Source organism: Acinetobacter sp. ANC_7682 (assembly GCF_056779795.1).
Genome location: NZ_JBWYIQ010000027.1, coordinates 1 through 20,012 on the forward strand (window position 1 = coordinate 1; position 20,012 = coordinate 20,012).

Genomic DNA, 20,012 nt, shown 5'->3' on the forward strand with positions numbered 1-20,012 from the left:
ACTAAAACGTTTAGCCATTTCTTGAATCTCCAAAGATTAAAGTTACGTTATCTTTAGAGGGACGTGCTGTCCATTATTTTGGCTAGGATCAATCCGCTAAATGTGCTCGTTTTTCATTAACAAATCCCTGTACGAGCCCTGTAATGTCACCATGTTTATAAGTATATTTTGCTGTTAGTGCTGGTAGCTCAGAAGAACGGCTGTTCACATATTCCAAAGCAACTTTTAAATTATGATGTTCATCCAAAGTAAAATTATATCTAACCTGAGGTACGCGAACCCATGCTGTACCAAGAAATGCCGTATAATCAACGCTTTCTGTAGCTGTTTCCAAATTTCCTGTTAGAGAAACAGTTTGACCTAATAGCCAATTATTATAATCGATATAAGCATGACGTATTCTTAGCTTGCCATCACCTGAACCGCCATCCCAAAAGTCGGTTTCGATCTTAGCGTTTAAATCCTTACCATTGATATTTTTCTTTAAATCCACACCTAATCTTGAAGCTGTTAAGTTAAATTCTGATCGGTTTCCATTTGTTCCTTCTAATGGCACCGAGTTTAACTTCCCAAATGTCCCACCGTTAGATGACTCGAAATCAATTGCTCCATCTAAACGTAATTGTCCGTAAAATTTCAAATCATGTTCTGAAAATTGTGACTTAGAGTTATTATTTTTAAGTTGATCTTTTTTAATTTCCTGCTGTTGACTAACTAGAGACTGGCGAACTTTACGATCTTCCTCCATTTGCTGTTTTAATAATAAAATTTGATTTTCTAATTCTAGAATCTTTGAGTCGACCTGATTAGCATATGCTGGTGATACCATAATTCCCAACATACAGATAACGAATTTTTTCTTCATCACATATTCCTTAATATTTTCTATCCATTTCTATGCTTTGCATAGACAAACATAAGATCAGATAAATATAGGCCTAGTGTCTAATATTGTTTGGATATCATCTAAATATTGATTTAGTATTTGTTTTATTTATAGAAAAGGGCTTTGTTGCACAAAGCTATTCTTAAGGGCTTCTTCAGCCATATAATTTTCAAATGAAGAAGCCTACACACAAAATCTACCGCACAACCAATTGGCCCGCATATAACCGAGCACTCATTAATCGCGGAAATATTGCCATTTGGTTTGATCCTACTACGCAATAGTATGCTCTATCAAAAGGCAAACAAGGACGAAATAAAACCTACTCCGACGCAGCTATCCAATGCTGCTTAATGATTAAATCCTTATTTCGTCTGTCTTTACGTATGGTCACTGGCTTTGTGCAAAGTCTGATTAAACTTTGCGGATTAAATTGGACAGCGCCAGATTACAGTACGCTTTGTAAAAGACAAAAGTATATTGATATTGCAATCAGCTACCAAAAAAGTTGCTATGGGCTGCATCTACACATGGACTCTACAGGCTTGAAGTTTCTAGGTGAGGGCGAATGGAAACGCAAGAAACATGGACCTGAATATCGTCGCCAATGGCGTAAGCTACATATTGCTATAGATGCTGAAACTCTTCAAATACGTGCTATTCAGCTCACAACCAATAATATCAGTGATTCACAGGTACTAGGTGATTTACTTAATCAGATTCCACAAGATGAGCAGATTGACTCTGTTTATACCGATGGAGCTTATGACACCAAGCAATGCCGTCAGGTCATTGCAGATCGGCAAGCGCATGCGGTGATTCCACCTAGAAAAAATGCGAAACCATGGAAAGATACAAAGAGCAGCTCGCTAAAGCGAAATGAATTACTTCGAACAGTTAAGCGTTTAGGCAGGACACTATGGAAAAAATGGTCAGGCTATCATCGCCGAAGTTTGGTTGAGACTAAAATGCACTGCATCAAATTATTAGGAGATAAACTCAGTGCAAGGAGCTTTGATAGCCAAGTCAATGAGGTTCATGCACGTGTAGCGGTCCTCAACAGATTTACGGAATTAGGTCGACCACTTACCCAAGTTACGCCTTAAATTTGGCTCAATTAGGGGCGCTTTGCCTTTCAAATCTTTGTGCAACAAAGCCCCCACTAAAGGCAAAAATTGGGTCACACAGCTTAGGATAAGGTCGGATAAGACAGCCAATAAAAAAGCCCTTAAACTTAATGTTTAAGGGCTTTTTTACATTCAGTCAAACTTCTCTGAATTGAATTTTGGTGGAGATGGCGGGAGTCGAACCCGCGTCCGCAAGCACTACACTCGAGATTACTACATGCTTAGATATCGTCTATTATTTTAACCCTCAAAGACCCGACGAACAGGGTTAAGAGAGCGATCCTTTAAGTTTAGTACAACACCCCAAGGCTTGATGTTATACGGACTTGTGTGCGTGCGCTTCAGTCGGGATCTCTAACCACAAGTATTCAGAGATGCGGACAAGCTGCCCTTAGGCAGCTAGAGCGTAAGATTCGTCGTTTGCGACTATTTAAAATGCAAATTTTATTTACGAGAGAAAATGCGCTCTCGGCATGCATCTATGAGTTTCATCACCAGCGTCGAAGCCAGGAACATCCCCAAAGTACAACGCAATCATAGCATAAAAGTTTGAAAATACGACCTCTAATTTCACAACAATTAAACATACACATGCGCTTATTCCAATAATTGAGATAAAATCTCTTTTTTCAAGTTCAAAATTGCATATTTTATGAGTTATTTACTTGCACTAGATCAAGGGACGACGTCAAGTCGTGCGATCATTTTTGATGAACATGGAAACGTTCATGCAACAGCTCAAAGAGAAACTAAAATACGAACACCAAAGTCAGGCTGGGTAGAGCAAAATGCACAAGAGATTTGGAGTTCACAAATCGCAGTAGTGCAGCAAGCAATTGCTGATGCGCGATTACTGCCTAAAGATATCAAAGCTTTAGGCCTAACCAATCAACGCGAAACGACAGTGATTTGGGATAAAAAAACTGGTGAACCTCTAGCCCCTGCGATTATTTGGCAAGATCGCAGAGCAAGTGATTGGTGTAATTCCCTCATTCACCAAGACTTACAAACCAAGATAAATTACACCACAGGACTCCGCATTGATCCTTATTTCAGTGCTGGAAAATTAGTGTGGTTACTTGAAAATATTGATGGTTTAAGAGCTCGTGCGGAACAAGGCGAAGTGGCTTTTGGCACCATTGATAGCTGGTTAGTTTGGAATCTCACTCAAGGTGCTGAACACGTAATTGAGGTCTCTAATGCTTCAAGAACCATGTTAATGAATTTGCATACCCAGCAATGGGACGACGAGTTACTCGCACTATTTAACATCCCAAAAGCAATACTACCCAAAATCGTAGCCTCTGATTGCCATATTGCCAATACAGCCAAAGGTCTCTTAGGTGCAGAAATTCCGATTACAGGGATTCTAGGTGATCAACAATCAGCGTTATTTGGTCAATCATGTTTTGACGTAGGCTCAGCTAAAAACACCTATGGTACTGGCTGCTTTATGTTATTCAATACAGGTGATCAAATTCAACTGAGTCAAAATCAACTCCTCTCCACTTTAGCTTGGCAATGCAAAGAACACACCTCGTATGCGCTTGAAGGTAGTGTTTTTATGGCTGGTGCAATTGTACAATGGTTACGTGATGGACTTCGAATTATTCAAACTAGCCAAGAAGTTGAACAATTGGCGTGTCAAGTTAACAGTACCGATGGTGTCGTACTTGTTCCTGCCTTTACAGGCTTAGGAGCACCTCATTGGGATACGGATGCCCGCGCATTATTATGTGGTATGTCTAGAGGGACAAATAAAGCACATATTGCGCGAGCAGCTCTCGAGTCAATCGCGTTTCAAGTCGCTGACGTTTTAAATGCTATGCAATCTGATATTCAAAATCCTTTAAAAGAATTACGTGTAGATGGTGGTGCGAGTCAAAATGATATGTTGATGCAGTTTCAAGCCGACTTACTGAATGTTCCTGTATTAAGACCGCAACTTTTGGAGTCAACGGCTTGGGGAGCTGCGGCAATGGCGGGTTTAACTGCAGGTGTATTTAAAAATCCGTCTGATATTGCAGCATCATGGAAATTGGAAAGAGCTTTTGAGCCAACAATGTCTGAAGATCAACGTCAATTCCATTTACATCAATGGAATAGTGCTTTAAAACGTTCAAGATCAGATATTTAGTATAAAAAACCGCCTACAAGGGCGGTTTTTTTATAAGAGATACATAGATTTTTCAATATGCGTATGAAGCAATACCTGTTGCAATTGCTTTACCTTCATCATTCACCATATTCATACGCATCGTACAACCTTTGCGACCCATGCGTAGCACTTCAGCAGTGGCAATAAAATACTTTCCGCGCCCTGGTGATAAATAATCCACTCGCATATCTACTGTTGCTAAACGTGAAACTTTCTTTAAAGTTTCAGGCAACATATCAGGTTCTGCACGCTTGTAAAGCTCCCCCATTGCAACAATCCCGCCAATACTATCGAGTAATGTTGCCGCTACACCGCCATGCAAAATCTGGAAAGAAATGTTACCAATGAGATTAGGTTTCATCTCAATATAACCTTGGATTTCACCTTCTACGACACGCATTTGCATTTCGTTGTAAGCGAAATAAGGAGAGGTATTAAATACTTGAGTGAGTTGATTTAATACCACTTCAAGATCTGGTTTAGCACCTAAATGGAGGTTACCCATCCATTTTTTTTGGGAATCGTTCATACAAAACTCAAATTAACATCATGAGAAAAAACCATCAGCATTTTCCCAAAAACCGCCTTAAGGAGGCTACAATTAGACCCAAGTAAAATACCAAACATCGAGATTGTGATGACTTATACGTTTAATCGCCCTGCTTTTCCTGCAACACGCATGCGCCGTATTCGAAAAAATGACAAACTCAGAGCGATGGTGAGAGAAACACATCTTTCTGCTGAACATCTCATTTATCCGGTATTTGTTCTACCAGGTCAAAATCAAACCCAAGAAATACCTAGTATGCCAAATATTCACCGTCTTTCAGCTGATTTGTTGTTAAACAAAGCTGAAAAACTTTTGGAATTAGGTGTATCTAAATTAGCTTTATTTCCAGTTACCCCACAAGAAGACAAAAGTTTAACTGCTGAAGCAGCATGGAGAGATGATGGTTTAGTTCAAAGCACTGTCCGTCTTCTAAAAAAAGAATTACCAGAAATGGTACTCATCACTGATGGCGCTTTAGACCCTTATACAACACATGGTCAGGATGGCATCATCGATGAAACAGGTTATGTCCTGAATGATGAAACTGTTGAGTGTCTGATTAAACAAGGTTTAAGCCATGCAGAAGCAGGAGCCGATGTTTTCGCACCGAGTGATATGATGGATGGTCGTATTGCTGCGATTCGTCAAGCATTTGAAGCAAATGGTCATATTTATACCAATATCATGGCTTATTCTGCCAAATATGCATCAAGCTTCTATGGTCCTTTCCGTGATGCTGTGGGTTCAGCTTCTAATTTAAAAGGTGGTAACAAGTACAACTACCAAATGGACGTTGGCAACCGAGCTGAAGCTCTTCACGAAATTGCACTAGATATTCAAGAAGGCGCAGACATGGTGATCGTAAAACCAGGGATGCCATATCTAGATATTGTACGTGAAGTTAAAGACACATTTGGCATTCCAACATTTGTTTATCAAGTGAGTGGTGAATATGCCATGTTGGCAGCAGCACTCCAAAATGGCTGGCTTTCTGAAAGTGTGATTTTAGAATCATTGATGAGCTGTCGTCGTGCTGGTGCAGATGGAATTTGGACCTATTTTGCTGAAGATGCTGCAAAAATGCTTAAAGATCTGTAATACACTATTGAATCAAAAGCGCTTTTCCATAAAGCGCTTTTTTTCTACTAAAATCATCATCATTGTATTCGAGACCCAACTTTTAACTCACTCATTTAACATCTTACATCTCATCGATCTCTTTACATCATTGAGATTATTTGCACGATTAGAGCTTGAATATGGTCTAATACACCCCGTCATTTTGAAGGTGGATAAAAATGCACGTTGCCATCATTGGATGTGGAATTAGCGGCTTACTAACAGCGCTTGAATTACTCGAACAAGGTTGTGAAATTACCCTCATTGATCAAAAACAAGCAGCTAAAGCTGCATCTTGGGCAGGTGGTGGTATTTTGTCACCTATGTATCCTTGGCGTTATCCCAAAGCAGTCAATCAATTGGCACAACATGGTAAATCGTTATATCAATCTTGGAATCAAAAAATTCAACCATTGAGTGGCATTGATTTCGAAATTCACGATTCAGGCATGTTAATTTTTGATGAAGATGATTTTGAGATTGGACTCAGTTATAAGGCGCAATATAACGAACCGATGCAGCATTGCGATTTACTCGACGAGACTCAATTAAGAAATCTGAATCCACGAGTTTCTAATACTTTCAAGCAGGCTTTGCATTTTCCACAATTGTCTAATGTTCGTAATCCTCGTCTTTTAAAGTCTATTCTGACTTATCTTAAATCACATTCAAAAGTAAAGATTATCGAGCATAAGTGGGTAGAAAAATTACTGATTCAAAATCAGCAAGTGCAATCCATTGTTCTGCATGATCAACATCAAATTAAAGCTGATCAGTATGTTATCGCTACTGGAGCTTGGTCGGCACATTGGGCATCACAACTTGATTTCAATATTCCTGTTCAACCTGTTCAGGGGCAGATGATCCTATTCAAAACCCCTGAAAACTGGCTACCCACAATGTGTATGTATAAGGTCATGTATATGATTCCACGTCGAGATGGCCATATCGTCTGTGGTTCCAGTATGGCGGAATTAGGTTTTGAACATCGCCCAAATTTGAAAACACAACAATCCATTTACCAAGCATGCATTCAACTCATACCTGAACTTAAAAATTTCCCGATTGTGCAACAATGGGCAGGCTTGAGACCTAGTTCACCTGATGGAATTCCATATATTGGTTTAATGCCTGAAATGAAAAACTTATGGGCGAATTTTGGTCATTTTAGAAATGGTTTATGCATGGGGCCAGCTGCAGCGCAGTTACTACGACAACTCATACTGAATCAGACCACCCTCGTTGATCCTAGACCCTATGACCCATCTTTGAAGTTTCAAGTTTAATGTGATGGAAGTAGTTGCTCCAACGCCATTTTGAGTTCTGGATACTGAAATGTATAACCTGCTTGAATAAGTGCTTCTGGTATAACGTATTGTCCATTTAAAACCAATTGAGACTGCTCACCTAACATGATTTTAAACAATGAATCAGGCAGACTTAAAAGCGGTTTCTTGTTTAAAATTTTTGCTGCGGTGCGAACAAAATACACCTGATTCGTTTGTTCAGGAGCAACGAAATTAAAAACTTCGTTTGGAGTGTCATTCAACATCAGAAATTCAATCGCCTGAATCACGTCCTGAATATGAATCCATGCTAAGGGCTGCTGACCTGAACCAATTTTACCCACCAGATTAAATCGAATCGGTAAGAGTAATTGTTGTAAAATTCCTCCGCCATGCCCAAACACCACGCCTAAACGAATGACCTTAATATCAAACTGATTTTTGTATTGGAGCGCCGACCTCTCCCACTCTTGGCAAAGTTCGGACATAAAGATCGGTTGAGATGATCCCTGCTCATTGTTTTTTTTGACCATTCTTGATCAGGATCAATACCATAATATCCTACAGCAGAACCAGAAATAATTCGCTTGGGATGTTGCTGATGGGTCAGCAGATAATGAAATAATGCATCGGTCGTATTCACTCGGCTGTCGATGAGTTTTTGTTTTCGCCTTTGCGTCCAGCGACCATCACCAATACTTTCACCCGCTAAGTTAATAACATAGTCAATTTGAGCGTGTTGGATATCATCGAAAGATTGAACCCATGTCAAACGTGGATGCTTCATTTTTGGATTGGACTGTCGGCTTAAACCAATCACTTGATAATCTTGATCTAGCAAATATGCAACCAAATAAGATCCAATAAAACCTGTTGCACCAGTAACCAAAACGCAAGGATGATACATAGAAATACTCTTATGATCTGATCTCTCTATCATGGTGAAAGATGCCTTTGAGCTCAATTCATGATTACTTATTTACCACCAATTTATTCGCCATGCGCTTCGCTTGTGGACCATAAAACCAAAAGGTAATTAAATATAATGGTATCGCCAGCATCAAAATCATAATTGCACTGAGACTTAAGAAACTGGAATTTTGGACATAGAGTAAAAAGTTCTGCCAAATTTCAGGGTCTTTTCTCGAAAAAAATAAAATACTTAAAAAAACACCAAGAAAGTTATAGCCCCAAAAGATCAAGGTAAAACCTAATGTGAATTTTTTACGTTCTTGATCCGAAGGTGCGCGTTGTTGTTGATGAATAAATTTATATAAAACAACAATCATCGCTATTAAATATGGAAGTGCAGTGACTATTCCTGCAATTGCCGAAGGCAATAACGCTGCCAATATACCTGCAACCAGCGTTAATCCTAAGCAAAGTAAAAAGAACCATAAAAAATATTTTCTTAAAGAAACCATAACTCTCAGACGCGATAAAATCCTGTCACAAAGCATAACCGAAAATAAATCAAATATTTTTAATTTTCTTGTCAACCGAATCACAACCTTATGCGTTATATAAGGTACAAGGTCAGTAGCAACCGCGTAGTCATTGCACCGGCATCCGCAATGATACACGGTGACCTTATACCCCAATGAGACCTATAAATCATGCTTCTTGCAGAAAATTTAGTTTAGCAGCCTAAATTTGAATGACTGAAGTATTTTGGCCGACGATTTCACATCACTCGAATCGTCGGCTTTATTTTTGTAATTTATAAATTTTCTAAATATACTTTTATCCATAGAGATGAGATAACAATCAGAATAAAACCTAGTCCAAATGCATAAAGAAAAAATTAAACATAAAATAAGTCTAAAAAATCGTCTAAATTTTAAATCAGACTTTTGGGATGTATTGAATTATCCCTTCACTCGCTTTCTTATCGGTATCGTATTAATTTGCTATTGCTTTGTTTTTCTTAAAGCTTTTCTTAATCATCAATTTCACATACCGCTTACAATCATCAGTTTACTCTGTGGTGTTTTTTATCAAAGTTATCAAATCATTAAAAACAAAGAAAAAATCTTAATTTATTCAATTTTAAGTCTATTTGTGAGTGCACTTTCATTTATTTCTATACAGAATTCTAGCTCGAATCCATTAATAATTTGGGTCTATCTCTATCTTGGTGCTTACTTAATGATTTTTTCTGTAGAGCATCATCAGAGTTTAACCACACCTTTTGGTGAAGGGCTTAGTTTTTTATTCGCACTTGGAATTTGCTATTGGTTTTTCGAAAAACAGATGCTTAGTGTTGATACAGTATTATCGACATTCATCACAATAATCTTGTTAATATTTTTACTCTATTCGATTTTACATGCCTTTTTTGAAATTAAGCATCATCATTTAAGCCGTTTTCTACTGAGTTTCTTTACTTGTTGTTCAATTTTAATTTTGTCTATTAATCAAATTATAGAACTTTATTCACAGGGCGATATTACATCTGAGCATCGTTGGGTTGAGCGTTTAATTTTATTATTTCGATATTTTTTACTCGGTTTATCGTCTTTATATCTTTTTCAAAACTTAATGCTGCTTCTCAGCTATTTTCCCAATAAATACACGCGTTCTTATTTTTCAGATGTCAAACAAAATACGCTGATCCATATCAAACGTTTTTCAGAAGATCAAAGTTCTAAAACAGAAGCTTGGTTTGCACTCATTTTTACGGTTTCAGTCTATTCTTTAAATTATATCTATCAAATAATTCCCATCAATATGAGTATTTGGCTAAGCATTCTATTGGTACCCTTAGTCATCCAATCTTTTTTTCATCATAAAATAGATCAATCGTTAACAGCAGCTAAACTGCATGCATCCTCTTCTCATAAGCAAATCTCGATCAACTCGAGAATCAAAAATAGAAACAAGAGAAAAAGACGAAAAAAGAGTAAATCGAATAAAAAATAGCGATTAAAAGCTGTCTTATAGAGATGTTAAAAATTTCGATGTTTTAAAGTCCGATATTGGATAAGATGACAATTGAGATGTTTTGGGGTTCGGTAATGGCAGTGCGTTTTTTTCATACTTCAGATTGGCATTTGGGGCAATTTTTTCACAATCATGATCGTGACTATGAACACACACAATTTTTAAACTGGCTACTTGCGCAAATTCAACAAAAACAACCGAATGCCCTGCTGATTGCCGGTGATATTTTTGATGTGGTCAATCCTGCATCATCTGCTCAAAAACAGTTATACCAGTTTCTCACCGATGCCCATGCCATTGCCCCGCATATGCAAACCTTAATGATCGCAGGTAATCATGATTCCGGTTACCGCATTGAACAGGTTGAACCTTTTTTAGCGAAATTCAATGCCAAAGCGGTCGGTATTATTGGCAAACAGGATGGTGAATTTGACCTCGATCGTTTGTTGGTACCTATTTATGATGCTGATAAAAATATCGTTGCTTGGTGCTTAACCCTGCCTTTTTTACGCAGTGCCGAAATTACAGGCTTAAATGAAAATACCACCAACAGCCAAAATGCCATTGCCTATTTACACCAACAACTTATTGCGGAAGCTAAAGCGCGTAAACAACCCAATCAAGCCTTAATTTTGATGTCACATGCCCATATGCAAGGCGGTGAAACCTCAGATTCCGAACGTCCGATTGTGATTGGTAACGAAGAGGCTTTATCCACTGCATTATTTGATGATGTCATTGATTATGTGGCACTCGGTCATTTGCATAAACCGCAAAAAGTTGGACAGGAACATATTCGCTACAGTGGCTCACCTATTCCACTGTCTTTTAGTGAACGCAACTATAAACATCAAGTGGTTGAAGTCACCATTGACCCCGAAGCTGATGAACAAAATCATTTTCAATATCAAGCGCACATTATTCCACGTACCGTGGATTTGATTCGAATTCGTGAACCCTTGTCTGAATTAATCACTACGGTACATGCCCTGCCAAAAGGCGAAATTGACAATCTCAATGCACGACATTTTCTAGAAATTGAATATACGACAGATGCCCCACCGCCTGTAGACTTACGTCAGCAGATTGAACTGGCACTGCCACCAAATCGTTATCGTTTACTGCGTATAGCTCGAATTTATCAAAAAGCAACGGAGCAAAACGATGAAAGTCACAAAGTCGATTTAGCGCCCCCCACCCCTGAAAAATTATTTTTAAGCTTGTGGGAAAAAATGGGCTATGAGCAGGATGAATCGGTGAAGCGTGATTTCTTCACTTTACTTGAAGCGGCACAACACGATTTGGATCAAAAAGCGCACTAAGGACAGGTCATGAAAATTATTCGACTCAGTTTAAACAACTTGGCCTCTTTAGCCGGTGAACAACATATCCATTTTGAACAAGCGCCATTGGCTCAGGCAGGTCTGATTGCCATTACTGGTAAAACAGGTGCAGGAAAATCGACGCTGCTCGATGCCATGTGTTTAGCTTTGTACGATGAAATCCCACGTTTACGTGGCGCAGCTGGCAGCATGAAAGATGTAGGAGGTAAAGACATTTCAATTAAAGATTCGAAGAATATTCTGCGTCGTGGTACCACCGCTGGTTTTTCTGAACTTGAATTTCTTGCCCTTGATGGTAAACGCTATTTGGCGCGGTGGGACATTAGCCGTGCGCGTAAAAAAGTTGATGGCAATTTAAAAGTCGAGCGCTTTGTTCAATGTTTAGATGATGGCGCGACCTTAACGCAAAAAATCTCGGAAGTGACGCCACTGATTGAAAAGCTGATTGGTCTCAGTTTTGAGCAATTTACCCGTGCAGTCCTGTTAGCACAGTCTGAAGTGGGGGCATTTTTAAAAGCCAAAGACCATGAACGTGCAGACTTACTCGAATATTTAACCAATTCGCAAATTTTTAGTGAAGTCAGTAAAAAAGCCGCTGATAAATTTAGTGAAATTAAACAGCAACGTAATGAATTAGAAAAAGATATTGGACGCATTGATATTCTCAGTGAAGAACAACTTGCGGCTTTAAATCAACAACATCAGCAGCTAAAACAACAACTCGTGCATTTAGCACAATCAGAAAAGCTGCTTGAAAATGAACGTAAATGGTATCTTGAGCGTGATCAATTGTATGCTGAAGTCCATGGCAAAAAAGAGATTTATGAAGTTCAGCTTGATGCCGTAAATAAATCCGCAGCACAACAACAATTGCTACAACAGCTTGATGCATTTCAAGCCATTCGTGAACAATATGTACAGCGTGCACGTTTAGAACCACAAAAACTTGAGGTGCAACAAAAACAACTGGCCTTTCAAGCTGAGTTTGTCTCTTTACAACAACAAGCTACTACTGAACAACAGCGCTTAAAAGCCTATGAACATGCCCAAGCGCAATTTGAGCAGCAACGTTTGGATATTAAGCCTCATCTTGAACAAGGCTTAAAGTTGGATCATGACATTCACAGTATTTCTGAACAGTATAAAAAACTCAGTGTAGATAAAGATCAGCTTGTACGCAATGAATTAGAACCGTCAAAACATGCTGTTGAGCAACAACAGACCAGCGTATTGGCTTGGCAAAACAAACAGCAACAAATCAACTTTGAGTTAACCCAAAGCCAATTTTTACAATGCTTTGACCAAGAACCACAAAGTACTTTGCAGGCGCTACAACATTATGTCGAGCAATATCAGTTGCTTCATCAACAAGAGCCAGAACTATTACAACAATCCTTTGCAACGTTAGAACAGCAACAGCAAACCATTGTACAACGTCTGCAAAGCTATGTGGCTCAACATGAAAGTCTTGGCGCTTTGACACAATCGCTAAAAAACATCCAACAACAGCGTGAACATCAGCAAAGTACGGTATTACGACTGCAACATCAACAGCAGCAGCTTGATCAAGTCATTACCCATATCAGCGAAATACACGACCTGACAGGCTCAATCGCTGAACAACAAAAGCAACTGCAGATTATTCAACAGACCCTTGAAAAACGCCTGAGCGAAAAAGCCACACAAGAAGCTGCTTATACTCAACTACAACGCATCTTGGAGGCACAGCGTCTATTACATAGCGAAAACGTGCAGCATTTACGTGAACAGCTAAAAGCCAATCAACCTTGTATGGTCTGTGGTAGCCATGAACATCCGTTTTTAGACCATCATCAACGCTTAGAACAAGGTTTATTGCAACTACACGAGCACCAATTGCAAGAGGCTCGTCAACAATTGGAACAGGTCAATCATGAGGTACAGCAAGCACAGATTGAGCAATCCAAAGTACAGACCTTACTTGAACAGCAACAACAGCGTATGGAACAGCTCACGCAATTCACTCAGCAACAGCTCGAGCACATTCAAGCAGCATTACAACAACTGGGTTCAAATCTCGACACGGCAGACCCGATTCAGTTGCAGCAGCGCATAATGCAGCAGATCGAAACACTGCAATCGCACATTGAACAACAACAGGTGCAAGAACAAGAACTTAGTCAATTGCTTGAGCAATGGCGTAAAGATCAGCAGCAACAACAGCAATTACTATTGAATATTCAACGTCGTGTACAGCTTGAACAAGGTATTCAACCTATTGTGCAGTTACTGCCTGCTCGCTATCAGCAAGACACACCAATACATTGGATTGCCGAATTGCAACAACAGCTGCAGCAGCGTGTTGCATTGCTCACGACGCAAAAACAAGTAGACACATCACTGCTGCAAGCACAGCAAGAACTTGAAAAAATGACGCTACGCTTTGAAGCAGCACAAAAACATGAACAACGCCTGACACAACAGATTGAGCAACTGATTGAGCAAGGCAAAATGTTACGCTCGAAACTTGCTGAACTGACCCAAGACTATGCCGGTCAAAGCTATCGTTATGCTGCAGATTGGCAAAAACATTTAGAAGAAACAGCTGTTGCTCATGCCAATGAGGTGCATGCACAACGCAGTAAAACTGCATATGCTGAACAACAGCTAAATGCAGCCAATCTACAACAGCAGCAGTTGCTCAGTGATTTACATCATCTTGAACAGGCATTACAGCAAGTACAACAGGCTATTCAGCAATGGCAACTGAGCCATCCAACCGTAACCACAGATCACATTGCCACATGGTTAAGCATTGATTTAGCGCAGCATCAACAAATACGCCATGAGTTAAATACTCAGCGACAACTTTTAGAGAATGCCAAAACCGCTTGGCAAGTTTTAGAAGAACGTTATCAGGCACATTTAAAACATCAGCCTGAACATGATCTCAGCATGCTCGAGCAGCAACTTGCGAACTTGCAAACGGAAAAGCTCGCTCAACAAGAAGCGCTCACCGATACAGAAACTCAATTACGCATGAATTCCGCCAATCAAGCCAACTATGCCAAGTATCAAAGCCAAATTGAACAAATTAAAGCGGAGGAATATCGTTGGGGTCGTATCTACGATTTGATTGGGCATAAGGAAGGCACCAAGTTTAAAAAGATTGCTCAAGAGCATCATTTAGATATTTTGGTGGAATATGCCAATCAGCAATTACAGCCGCTTGCGCCACGTTATCAGTTGCATCGTATTCCTGACAGTTTAAGTTTGGCCATTATTGACCTAGATATGAACAGCGAAGTTCGACCTGTGTTGTCCTTATCAGGTGGTGAAACTTTCTTAGTGTCTTTAGCCCTTGCTTTAGCGATTGCTAACATGGCATCAGGTTCAATGAAACTTGAATCACTGTTTATTGATGAAGGCTTTGGCACGCTCGATCCTGCATCACTACATATGGTGATGAATGCCCTCGATCATTTACAAAGTCAGGGACGTAAGGTCGTGCTCATCTCTCATGTACAAGAAATGCATGAACGTATTCCGGTACAGATTCAAGTCAAACCTGTAGGTGCAGGTGCGAGTACCATTAATATTGTCGGTTAATGGTTAATGATAATAAGTTGAAGCCGTCAAATGACGGCTTTAATCTAAGCCAGTTTTCTTAAAGTTAAAATTTGCTCAGCTCGTCCAAAAGGTCCGTTCAGATCATGAAGAATAGATGAAGTTAACCCGATACCGTCATCACCATATTGTTGCACTGTTTCCAGACCTAGCCACTTACCTATTGGCATACGATAGAGATGTATCTGTAAATCTAAATTTGGGAAAGTATAGTTAAACGGCCAACCTTGTCGTGTGACAATTCCATTCGCTGTATCGACCATTCCCATCAACTTCACAAAGTCTGAATGTATTTGTCCTTCAACCATGTCATAAGGATTGGTTAGCCATACAATGCCCTTGCCTGCCCGTCGATCTAAACGGCGTGCCTCAAGTGATTGAATATAGCCTCCAGGCCAGTTTCTAATTTCTTCCCATAAGATCCCCTCGTCAGGATCAGCAACTTTTTGATCTTCTAATCCTGCGACTGCCTGAGTATCACTCATCATCATTCGCCAAGTACGTGCCTGAATGCAGCTTTTAGCATGTGCAGACATGGTCGACTCGATCAATTCAATGGTTTTTCCAGGTCGAATAATTCGAGTTTCAATTTGAAACTCCCCAGCGGGTATCAGGCCCAAAATATCTAAACTTATACGTCCAATCCGTAGGTCAGACCGAGCAGAAAAGTGATCCAACTCTGCACAAATAATCCCTGTTGCGGGCGCCATATGCTGTTCATGCGCATTCCATGCGCCTTGAGCATGTATAGTCGACTTATACTTAGCCAGTACTGATCCATCATCACACAATTTTCGTTCTAAAAGCTGATAATACGAACTCATCCAATTCTTCCCTGTTTTATGATTATGTGAAATATATTGGTTTATTTTTATACATAAAAAGTTGTATTTACAATAACAGTGACTGAACCCGAAAGTTCAGTGCAGACTGAATCCAATCATTTTGAGTAATCTCGCGCCCCAAATAAGGCCGTCCCTATGCGAACCATAGTCGATCCAGCGCTAATCGCATCTTGTAAATCACCCGACATTCCCATACTCAAGGTATCCCAATCAGAAGGATGTGCATGATGCTCTTTCATCTGATCAAAAAGTGTCTTGGCATCATAGAGTGCATCTACATTGCCAGGTGCTGGAATGACCATTAATCCTCGTAATCGAAGTCGAGGTAATATGCTCATTTGAGCAACCAGATCTTCGACCTCTGAAACTGCACAACCATCTTTGCTTTCTTGAGCATCAATATTCACTTGAAGACAAATATTGATAGGCTCCTGTTCGATTGTGCGTTGATTAGAGAGTCGCTCTGCGATAATAAAGCGATCAACCCCATGCACCCATGCAAATTGTTCAGCCAACTGTTTGGTTTTATTGCGTTGTACATGACCAATAAAATGCCATTCGATGTCTAAATCATTCAGCGCTTTGATTTTATCTAATGCTTCTTGCAGGTAATTCTCACCAAATGCTCGTTGACCAGTCTGATACATTTCTCTCAAAATATCCGCTGGATGCGTTTTGGAAACAGCAAGGAGTTTAACCTCGTTAGATTGTCGTTGAGCAACTTCACAGGCTTGTTCAATTTGTTGAATGACACTATTTCTCGCTTGCTCTAGACTCATCATGTATAGCTATCTCAGTTAATTCATCTTTTTTTACTTTCTTGCACGCTAACTGTTGGTTAAGCTGTAGGAAAGCCTTATTATTCTATCAAAATAATTACGATTTTAATGCGTTCGGGGAATTTATGGATATTACAGAATTACTGGCATTTTCAGTGAAAAACGGGGCGTCTGACTTGCACCTTTCTGCAGGAATGCCACCGATGATTCGTGTTGATGGTGAAGTTCGTCGTATTAACTTACCAGCCTTAGAACACAAAGAAGTACACCGCTTAATCTACGACATCATGAATGATAAACAACGTCGCGATTATGAAGAAAAATTAGAAACCGATTTCTCATTTGAAGTACCTGGTGTAGCACGCTTCCGTGTCAACGCATTCAACCAAAATCGTGGCGCTGGCGCGGTATTCCGTACCATTCCTTCTCAAGTGATTTCTATGGAAGACTTGGGCATGGGGCAAATTTTCAAAGACATTTGCGCCTATCCACGAGGAATTGTTTTGGTCACAGGACCAACAGGTTCAGGTAAATCGACTACGCTTGCGGCGATGATGGATTACATTAACGACAACCGTTACGACCATATTTTAACCGTCGAAGATCCAATTGAATTTGTGCACCAATCCAAAAAGTGTTTGATTAACCAGCGTGAAGTGCATCGTGACACACACGGTTTTAATGAAGCGCTACGCTCTGCACTGCGTGAAGATCCAGATATTATTCTCGTCGGTGAAATGCGTGACCTCGAAACCATTCGACTTGCACTCACTGCTGCGGAAACTGGTCACTTGGTGTTTGGAACACTGCATACCACATCTGCCGCAAAAACAATTGACCGTATTATCGACGTGTTTCCTGCCGATGAGAAAGACATGGTTCGTGCCATGCTTTCTGAATCGCTTCAAGCCGTCATCTCTCAAACACTTTTAAAGAAAACAGGTGGCGGTCGGGTAGCTGCTCACGAAATTATGATTGGAATTCCAGCGATTCGAAATCTCATCCGTGAGAACAAAGTTGCACAAATGTATTCTGCAATACAAACCGGTGCAAATTATGGCATGACCACTCTCGATCAAAGTCTCAAAAATCTTGTCGCGAAAGGCATTATTACCCCGCAAGTTGCACGTACTGCGGCTAAACAACCAGAATCATTTTTATAAAAAAGTGAACGTCATTTGATTTAGGGGAATCAAAATGGATTTTAATGACCTGCTCGACATGATGATTGCGCGCAAGGCTTCAGATTTATTTATCAGTGCAGATATTGAACCATCAATGAAAATTAATGGTGAAATTGTGCCTGTAGTTAAAACAAAGCTCACTGGTGAAATCATAGGTCAATTGATTCACTCGATTATGAGTGAAAGACAACGAATCGAATTTGCTGCAACACACGAATGTAATTTTGCTATTGCCAATCGCGATAAAACTGCACGTTTTCGTGTCAGTGCTTTTCAGCAACGTGATCAACCTGGCATGGTTTTACGTCGGATTGAAACTGTCATTCCAAGTATTGATGAGCTGAAACTACCGCCCGTACTTAAAGATCTGGCAATGACTAAGCGCGGGATCATCTTATTTGTAGGTGCTACTGGTACAGGTAAATCCACTTCGCTTGCCGCAATGATCGGTCATCGTAATCAAAATTCTAAAGGTCACATCATTACCATTGAAGACCCAATCGAATTTATTCATCAACATCAAGGCTGTATCATTACTCAACGTGAAGTTGGCATTGATACAGACTCTTTTGAAATTGCACTGAAAAACACACTCCGCCAAGCACCTGATGTCATTCTTATTGGTGAGATCCGCTCACGTGAAACCATGAACTATGCGATTAGTTTCGCTGAAACAGGACATTTAGTATTTGCGACCTTACATGCAAATAATGCCAACCAAGCCTTAGATCGTATTATTCATTTCTTTGAGACAGATCGTCACAGCCAACTGTTTATGGACCTCTCACTTAATTTGAAGGCGATCATTGCACAACAGTTAATTGCGACTCCTGATAAAAAATCACGTCATCCTGCAATTGAAATCTTAATCAATTCTCCACTGATTTCAGACTTAGTGCGTAAAGGCGAAGTTCATGAAATTAAGGAAGTCATGAAGCGTTCCCGTGAAATTGGAATGCAGACGTTTGATCAAGCGCTATTTGACTTATATAAAGCTGAGAAAATCACTTATGACGAAGCATTACGTCATGCTGACTCTGCCAACGATTTACGCTTACAAATCAAACTCTCTGAAGAAGATCCAAACTATCTGTTGAATTCTGGCCCCCGCCTCACTTTTGATGGTCAAGATGATTAATCAATAGTGAATAAAAAAGGAGCAATCATTGCTCCTTCTTTAATGCAATCAAGATTTATTTTTTACGGTATGCTTCTTGGCATTCAGGCGCATCGCAATAACCATATAAATTCAAAGAGTGACCTGTTAAAACAAAACCAAGTTGTTCAGCAACGTTATGTTGTTCTTGTTCAATCAAATCATTGTGGAATTCAACAACTTTGTTGCAGTTCTGGCAGACCATATGATCGTGGTGATCATCTTGCATGATTTCGAATACAGAGTGATTATTCTCGAAATGATGACGTTGGATAATACCAGCAGCTTCAAACTGAGTTAACACACGATATACAGTTGCTAGACCGACATCTTCGCCCTGCTCAAGTAAGGTCTTATAGATATCTTCCGCGCTCAAATGATGCTGTCTTGAATTTTCTAATAATTCCAAAATCTTGATTCGTGGAAGGGTAACTTTAAGTCCAGCTTTGCGTAAATCTTGATTTGAAATAGGCATATAAAAAGGTCTCTCAACAAATTTTAAGTTGGAATATGCAACAGAGTTGAGATGCAGTATGATCTATCCTTGGATCAATTGCATCATAATTAATTTGGGATAGTGTAGCAAAATGCAAAAAATCATGCTGACGTTATTCGTCGCTTCTTTACTGGGTGGTTGTTCTGTCTTTGGTGTATACAAAGTTGATATTCCTCAAGGAACACCATTAACCCAAGCGCAAGCTTCAAAAATTCAAGTCGGGATGACTTACCAACAAGTTCGTTTTTTACTTGGTAGCCCAACCATTTCAGATCCTTTGAATCCTTTACGTTGGGATTACATCTACAATTATACCCCAGGTACATATGCTAAAAAAGCAAATATTCCTGCAACTCAAGGTCAGCATCTAAAAGTATATTTCGATGGTTCTGGCGTCGTGAATAAAATCGAAGGTTTAGAAACTATCCCAGAAACTCAACCTGGTTTACCAGGTTCGAAAGATGCGATTTTGAACGCGCCACCACTATAAAGAATTAGACATAAAAGAAAACCCCTCAAAGAGGGGTTTTTCAT

At 39.7% G+C, this 20,012-nt stretch carries 15 protein-coding genes, 1 other RNA gene and 2 pseudogenes; 10 read left to right on the forward strand and 8 right to left on the reverse strand.

The genetic code is table 11. The features are described from left to right. Nucleotides 1-88 precede the first annotated feature (88 nt). The gene (locus AC1M9D_RS10665) at nt 89-865 is read right to left on the reverse strand and encodes a DcaP family trimeric outer membrane transporter (RefSeq protein ID WP_481612149.1); all 777 of its coding nucleotides are present in this window, start codon (nt 863-865) and stop codon (nt 89-91) included. Nucleotides 866-1,059: 194 nt separating this feature from the next. On the opposite strand from AC1M9D_RS10665, the pseudogene AC1M9D_RS10670 reads away from it, so the two are divergent. Continuing rightward, nucleotides 1,060-1,992, forward strand: a pseudogene (locus tag AC1M9D_RS10670) (IS5 family transposase). Nucleotides 1,993-2,172: 180 nt separating this feature from the next. Here the strand turns inward: AC1M9D_RS10670 and ssrA are convergent. Further along, nucleotides 2,173-2,533, reverse strand: a transfer-messenger RNA (tmRNA) gene (gene ssrA, locus AC1M9D_RS10675). 132 nt (nt 2,534-2,665) lie between these two features. On the opposite strand from ssrA, the gene glpK reads away from it, so the two are divergent. Then, entirely contained in the window at nt 2,666-4,150 is a 1,485-nt protein-coding gene (glpK, locus tag AC1M9D_RS10680; protein WP_481612150.1) for a glycerol kinase GlpK, read from the forward strand. 52 nt (nt 4,151-4,202) lie between these two features. Here the strand turns inward: glpK and AC1M9D_RS10685 are convergent, their stop codons facing one another. Further along, nucleotides 4,203-4,700: a thioesterase family protein gene (locus AC1M9D_RS10685; protein ID WP_035266285.1), complete on the reverse strand. Its 498-nt coding sequence runs from the start codon at nt 4,698-4,700 to the stop codon at nt 4,203-4,205. 108 nt (nt 4,701-4,808) lie between these two features. Between AC1M9D_RS10685 and hemB the strand changes: the two genes are divergently transcribed. Both hemB and thiO read left to right on the forward strand, forming a co-directional pair. Further along, complete coding sequence (gene hemB / locus AC1M9D_RS10690; RefSeq protein ID WP_481612151.1) at nt 4,809-5,819, forward strand: porphobilinogen synthase; 1,011 nt, start codon at nt 4,809-4,811, stop codon at nt 5,817-5,819. Between the two features lie 200 nt (nt 5,820-6,019). Beyond that, nucleotides 6,020-7,126, forward strand: a complete 1,107-nt coding sequence (gene thiO / locus AC1M9D_RS10695; RefSeq protein WP_481612152.1) for a glycine oxidase ThiO — start codon at nt 6,020-6,022, stop codon at nt 7,124-7,126. On the opposite strand, the pseudogene AC1M9D_RS10700 reads toward thiO, so the two are convergent. Further along, a pseudogene (locus AC1M9D_RS10700) lies at nt 7,123-8,033 on the reverse strand (TIGR01777 family oxidoreductase). The gene thiO and the pseudogene AC1M9D_RS10700 sit on opposite strands and share 4 nt — an antisense overlap. A 64-nt stretch (nt 8,034-8,097) precedes the next feature. Then, nucleotides 8,098-8,550 carry an ABZJ_00895 family protein gene (locus AC1M9D_RS10705; RefSeq protein WP_035266293.1) on the reverse strand — a complete coding sequence of 151 codons (453 nt, stop codon included), beginning with the start codon at nt 8,548-8,550 and terminating at the stop codon, nt 8,098-8,100. A 364-nt stretch (nt 8,551-8,914) separates the two neighbouring features. Between AC1M9D_RS10705 and AC1M9D_RS10710 the strand changes: the two genes are divergently transcribed. The 3 genes from AC1M9D_RS10710 to AC1M9D_RS10720 all read left to right on the forward strand — a co-directional run bounded on the left by AC1M9D_RS10710 (nt 8,915) and on the right by AC1M9D_RS10720 (nt 15,000). Next, complete coding sequence (locus tag AC1M9D_RS10710) at nt 8,915-10,048, forward strand: hypothetical protein (RefSeq protein ID WP_481612153.1); 1,134 nt, start codon at nt 8,915-8,917, stop codon at nt 10,046-10,048. A gap of 95 nt (nt 10,049-10,143) precedes the next feature. Next, nucleotides 10,144-11,391 carry an exonuclease SbcCD subunit D gene (locus AC1M9D_RS10715; protein ID WP_481612154.1) on the forward strand — a complete coding sequence of 416 codons (1,248 nt, stop codon included), beginning with the start codon at nt 10,144-10,146 and terminating at the stop codon, nt 11,389-11,391. 9 nt (nt 11,392-11,400) lie between these two features. Further along, a complete protein-coding gene (locus AC1M9D_RS10720) occupies nt 11,401-15,000 on the forward strand; it encodes an AAA family ATPase (protein WP_481612155.1) in 3,600 nt (1,199 codons plus the stop codon). Nucleotides 15,001-15,044: 44 nt separating this feature from the next. Here the strand turns inward: AC1M9D_RS10720 and AC1M9D_RS10725 are convergent, their stop codons facing one another. Together AC1M9D_RS10725 and AC1M9D_RS10730 are read right to left on the reverse strand one after the other, a co-directional pair. Continuing rightward, nucleotides 15,045-15,842, reverse strand: a complete 798-nt coding sequence (locus AC1M9D_RS10725) for a thioesterase family protein (RefSeq protein ID WP_481612156.1) — start codon at nt 15,840-15,842, stop codon at nt 15,045-15,047. Between the two features lie 116 nt (nt 15,843-15,958). After that, nucleotides 15,959-16,645: a YggS family pyridoxal phosphate-dependent enzyme gene (locus tag AC1M9D_RS10730; protein WP_035267462.1), complete on the reverse strand. Its 687-nt coding sequence runs from the start codon at nt 16,643-16,645 to the stop codon at nt 15,959-15,961. A gap of 122 nt (nt 16,646-16,767) precedes the next feature. On the opposite strand from AC1M9D_RS10730, the gene AC1M9D_RS10735 reads away from it, so the two are divergent. Then, a complete protein-coding gene (locus AC1M9D_RS10735; RefSeq protein WP_092768204.1) occupies nt 16,768-17,805 on the forward strand; it encodes a type IV pilus twitching motility protein PilT in 1,038 nt (345 codons plus the stop codon). A gap of 34 nt (nt 17,806-17,839) precedes the next feature. After that, nucleotides 17,840-18,964, forward strand: coding sequence for a PilT/PilU family type 4a pilus ATPase (locus tag AC1M9D_RS10740; protein ID WP_481587875.1), 1,125 nt, complete (start codon nt 17,840-17,842; stop codon nt 18,962-18,964). Nucleotides 18,965-19,019: 55 nt separating this feature from the next. Here the strand turns inward: AC1M9D_RS10740 and fur are convergent, their stop codons facing one another. Then, nucleotides 19,020-19,457 carry a ferric iron uptake transcriptional regulator gene (gene fur, locus AC1M9D_RS10745; RefSeq protein WP_035267453.1) on the reverse strand — a complete coding sequence of 146 codons (438 nt, stop codon included), beginning with the start codon at nt 19,455-19,457 and terminating at the stop codon, nt 19,020-19,022. Between the two features lie 112 nt (nt 19,458-19,569). On the opposite strand from fur, the gene AC1M9D_RS10750 reads away from it, so the two are divergent. Next, nucleotides 19,570-19,968: an outer membrane protein assembly factor BamE gene (locus AC1M9D_RS10750; protein ID WP_092768200.1), complete on the forward strand. Its 399-nt coding sequence runs from the start codon at nt 19,570-19,572 to the stop codon at nt 19,966-19,968. Nucleotides 19,969-20,012: the final 44 nt, after the last annotated feature.

Bases quoted from the DNA above. Each gene is read 5' to 3' on its own strand.
- AC1M9D_RS10665 (WP_481612149.1), bottom strand. From the start codon at position 865: ATGAAGAAAAAATTCGTTATCTGTATGTTGGGAATTATGGTATCACCA.
- glpK (WP_481612150.1), top strand. From the start codon at position 2,666: ATGAGTTATTTACTTGCACTAGATCAAGGGACGACGTCAAGTCGTGCG.
- AC1M9D_RS10685 (WP_035266285.1), bottom strand. From the start codon at position 4,700: ATGAACGATTCCCAAAAAAAATGGATGGGTAACCTCCATTTAGGTGCT.
- hemB (WP_481612151.1), top strand. From the start codon at position 4,809: ATGACTTATACGTTTAATCGCCCTGCTTTTCCTGCAACACGCATGCGC.
- thiO (WP_481612152.1), top strand. From the start codon at position 6,020: ATGCACGTTGCCATCATTGGATGTGGAATTAGCGGCTTACTAACAGCG.
- AC1M9D_RS10705 (WP_035266293.1), bottom strand. From the start codon at position 8,550: ATGGTTTCTTTAAGAAAATATTTTTTATGGTTCTTTTTACTTTGCTTA.
- AC1M9D_RS10710 (WP_481612153.1), top strand. From the start codon at position 8,915: ATGCATAAAGAAAAAATTAAACATAAAATAAGTCTAAAAAATCGTCTA.
- AC1M9D_RS10715 (WP_481612154.1), top strand. From the start codon at position 10,144: ATGGCAGTGCGTTTTTTTCATACTTCAGATTGGCATTTGGGGCAATTT.
- AC1M9D_RS10720 (WP_481612155.1), top strand. From the start codon at position 11,401: ATGAAAATTATTCGACTCAGTTTAAACAACTTGGCCTCTTTAGCCGGT.
- AC1M9D_RS10725 (WP_481612156.1), bottom strand. From the start codon at position 15,842: ATGAGTTCGTATTATCAGCTTTTAGAACGAAAATTGTGTGATGATGGA.
- AC1M9D_RS10730 (WP_035267462.1), bottom strand. From the start codon at position 16,645: ATGATGAGTCTAGAGCAAGCGAGAAATAGTGTCATTCAACAAATTGAA.
- AC1M9D_RS10735 (WP_092768204.1), top strand. From the start codon at position 16,768: ATGGATATTACAGAATTACTGGCATTTTCAGTGAAAAACGGGGCGTCT.
- AC1M9D_RS10740 (WP_481587875.1), top strand. From the start codon at position 17,840: ATGGATTTTAATGACCTGCTCGACATGATGATTGCGCGCAAGGCTTCA.
- fur (WP_035267453.1), bottom strand. From the start codon at position 19,457: ATGCCTATTTCAAATCAAGATTTACGCAAAGCTGGACTTAAAGTTACC.
- AC1M9D_RS10750 (WP_092768200.1), top strand. From the start codon at position 19,570: ATGCAAAAAATCATGCTGACGTTATTCGTCGCTTCTTTACTGGGTGGT.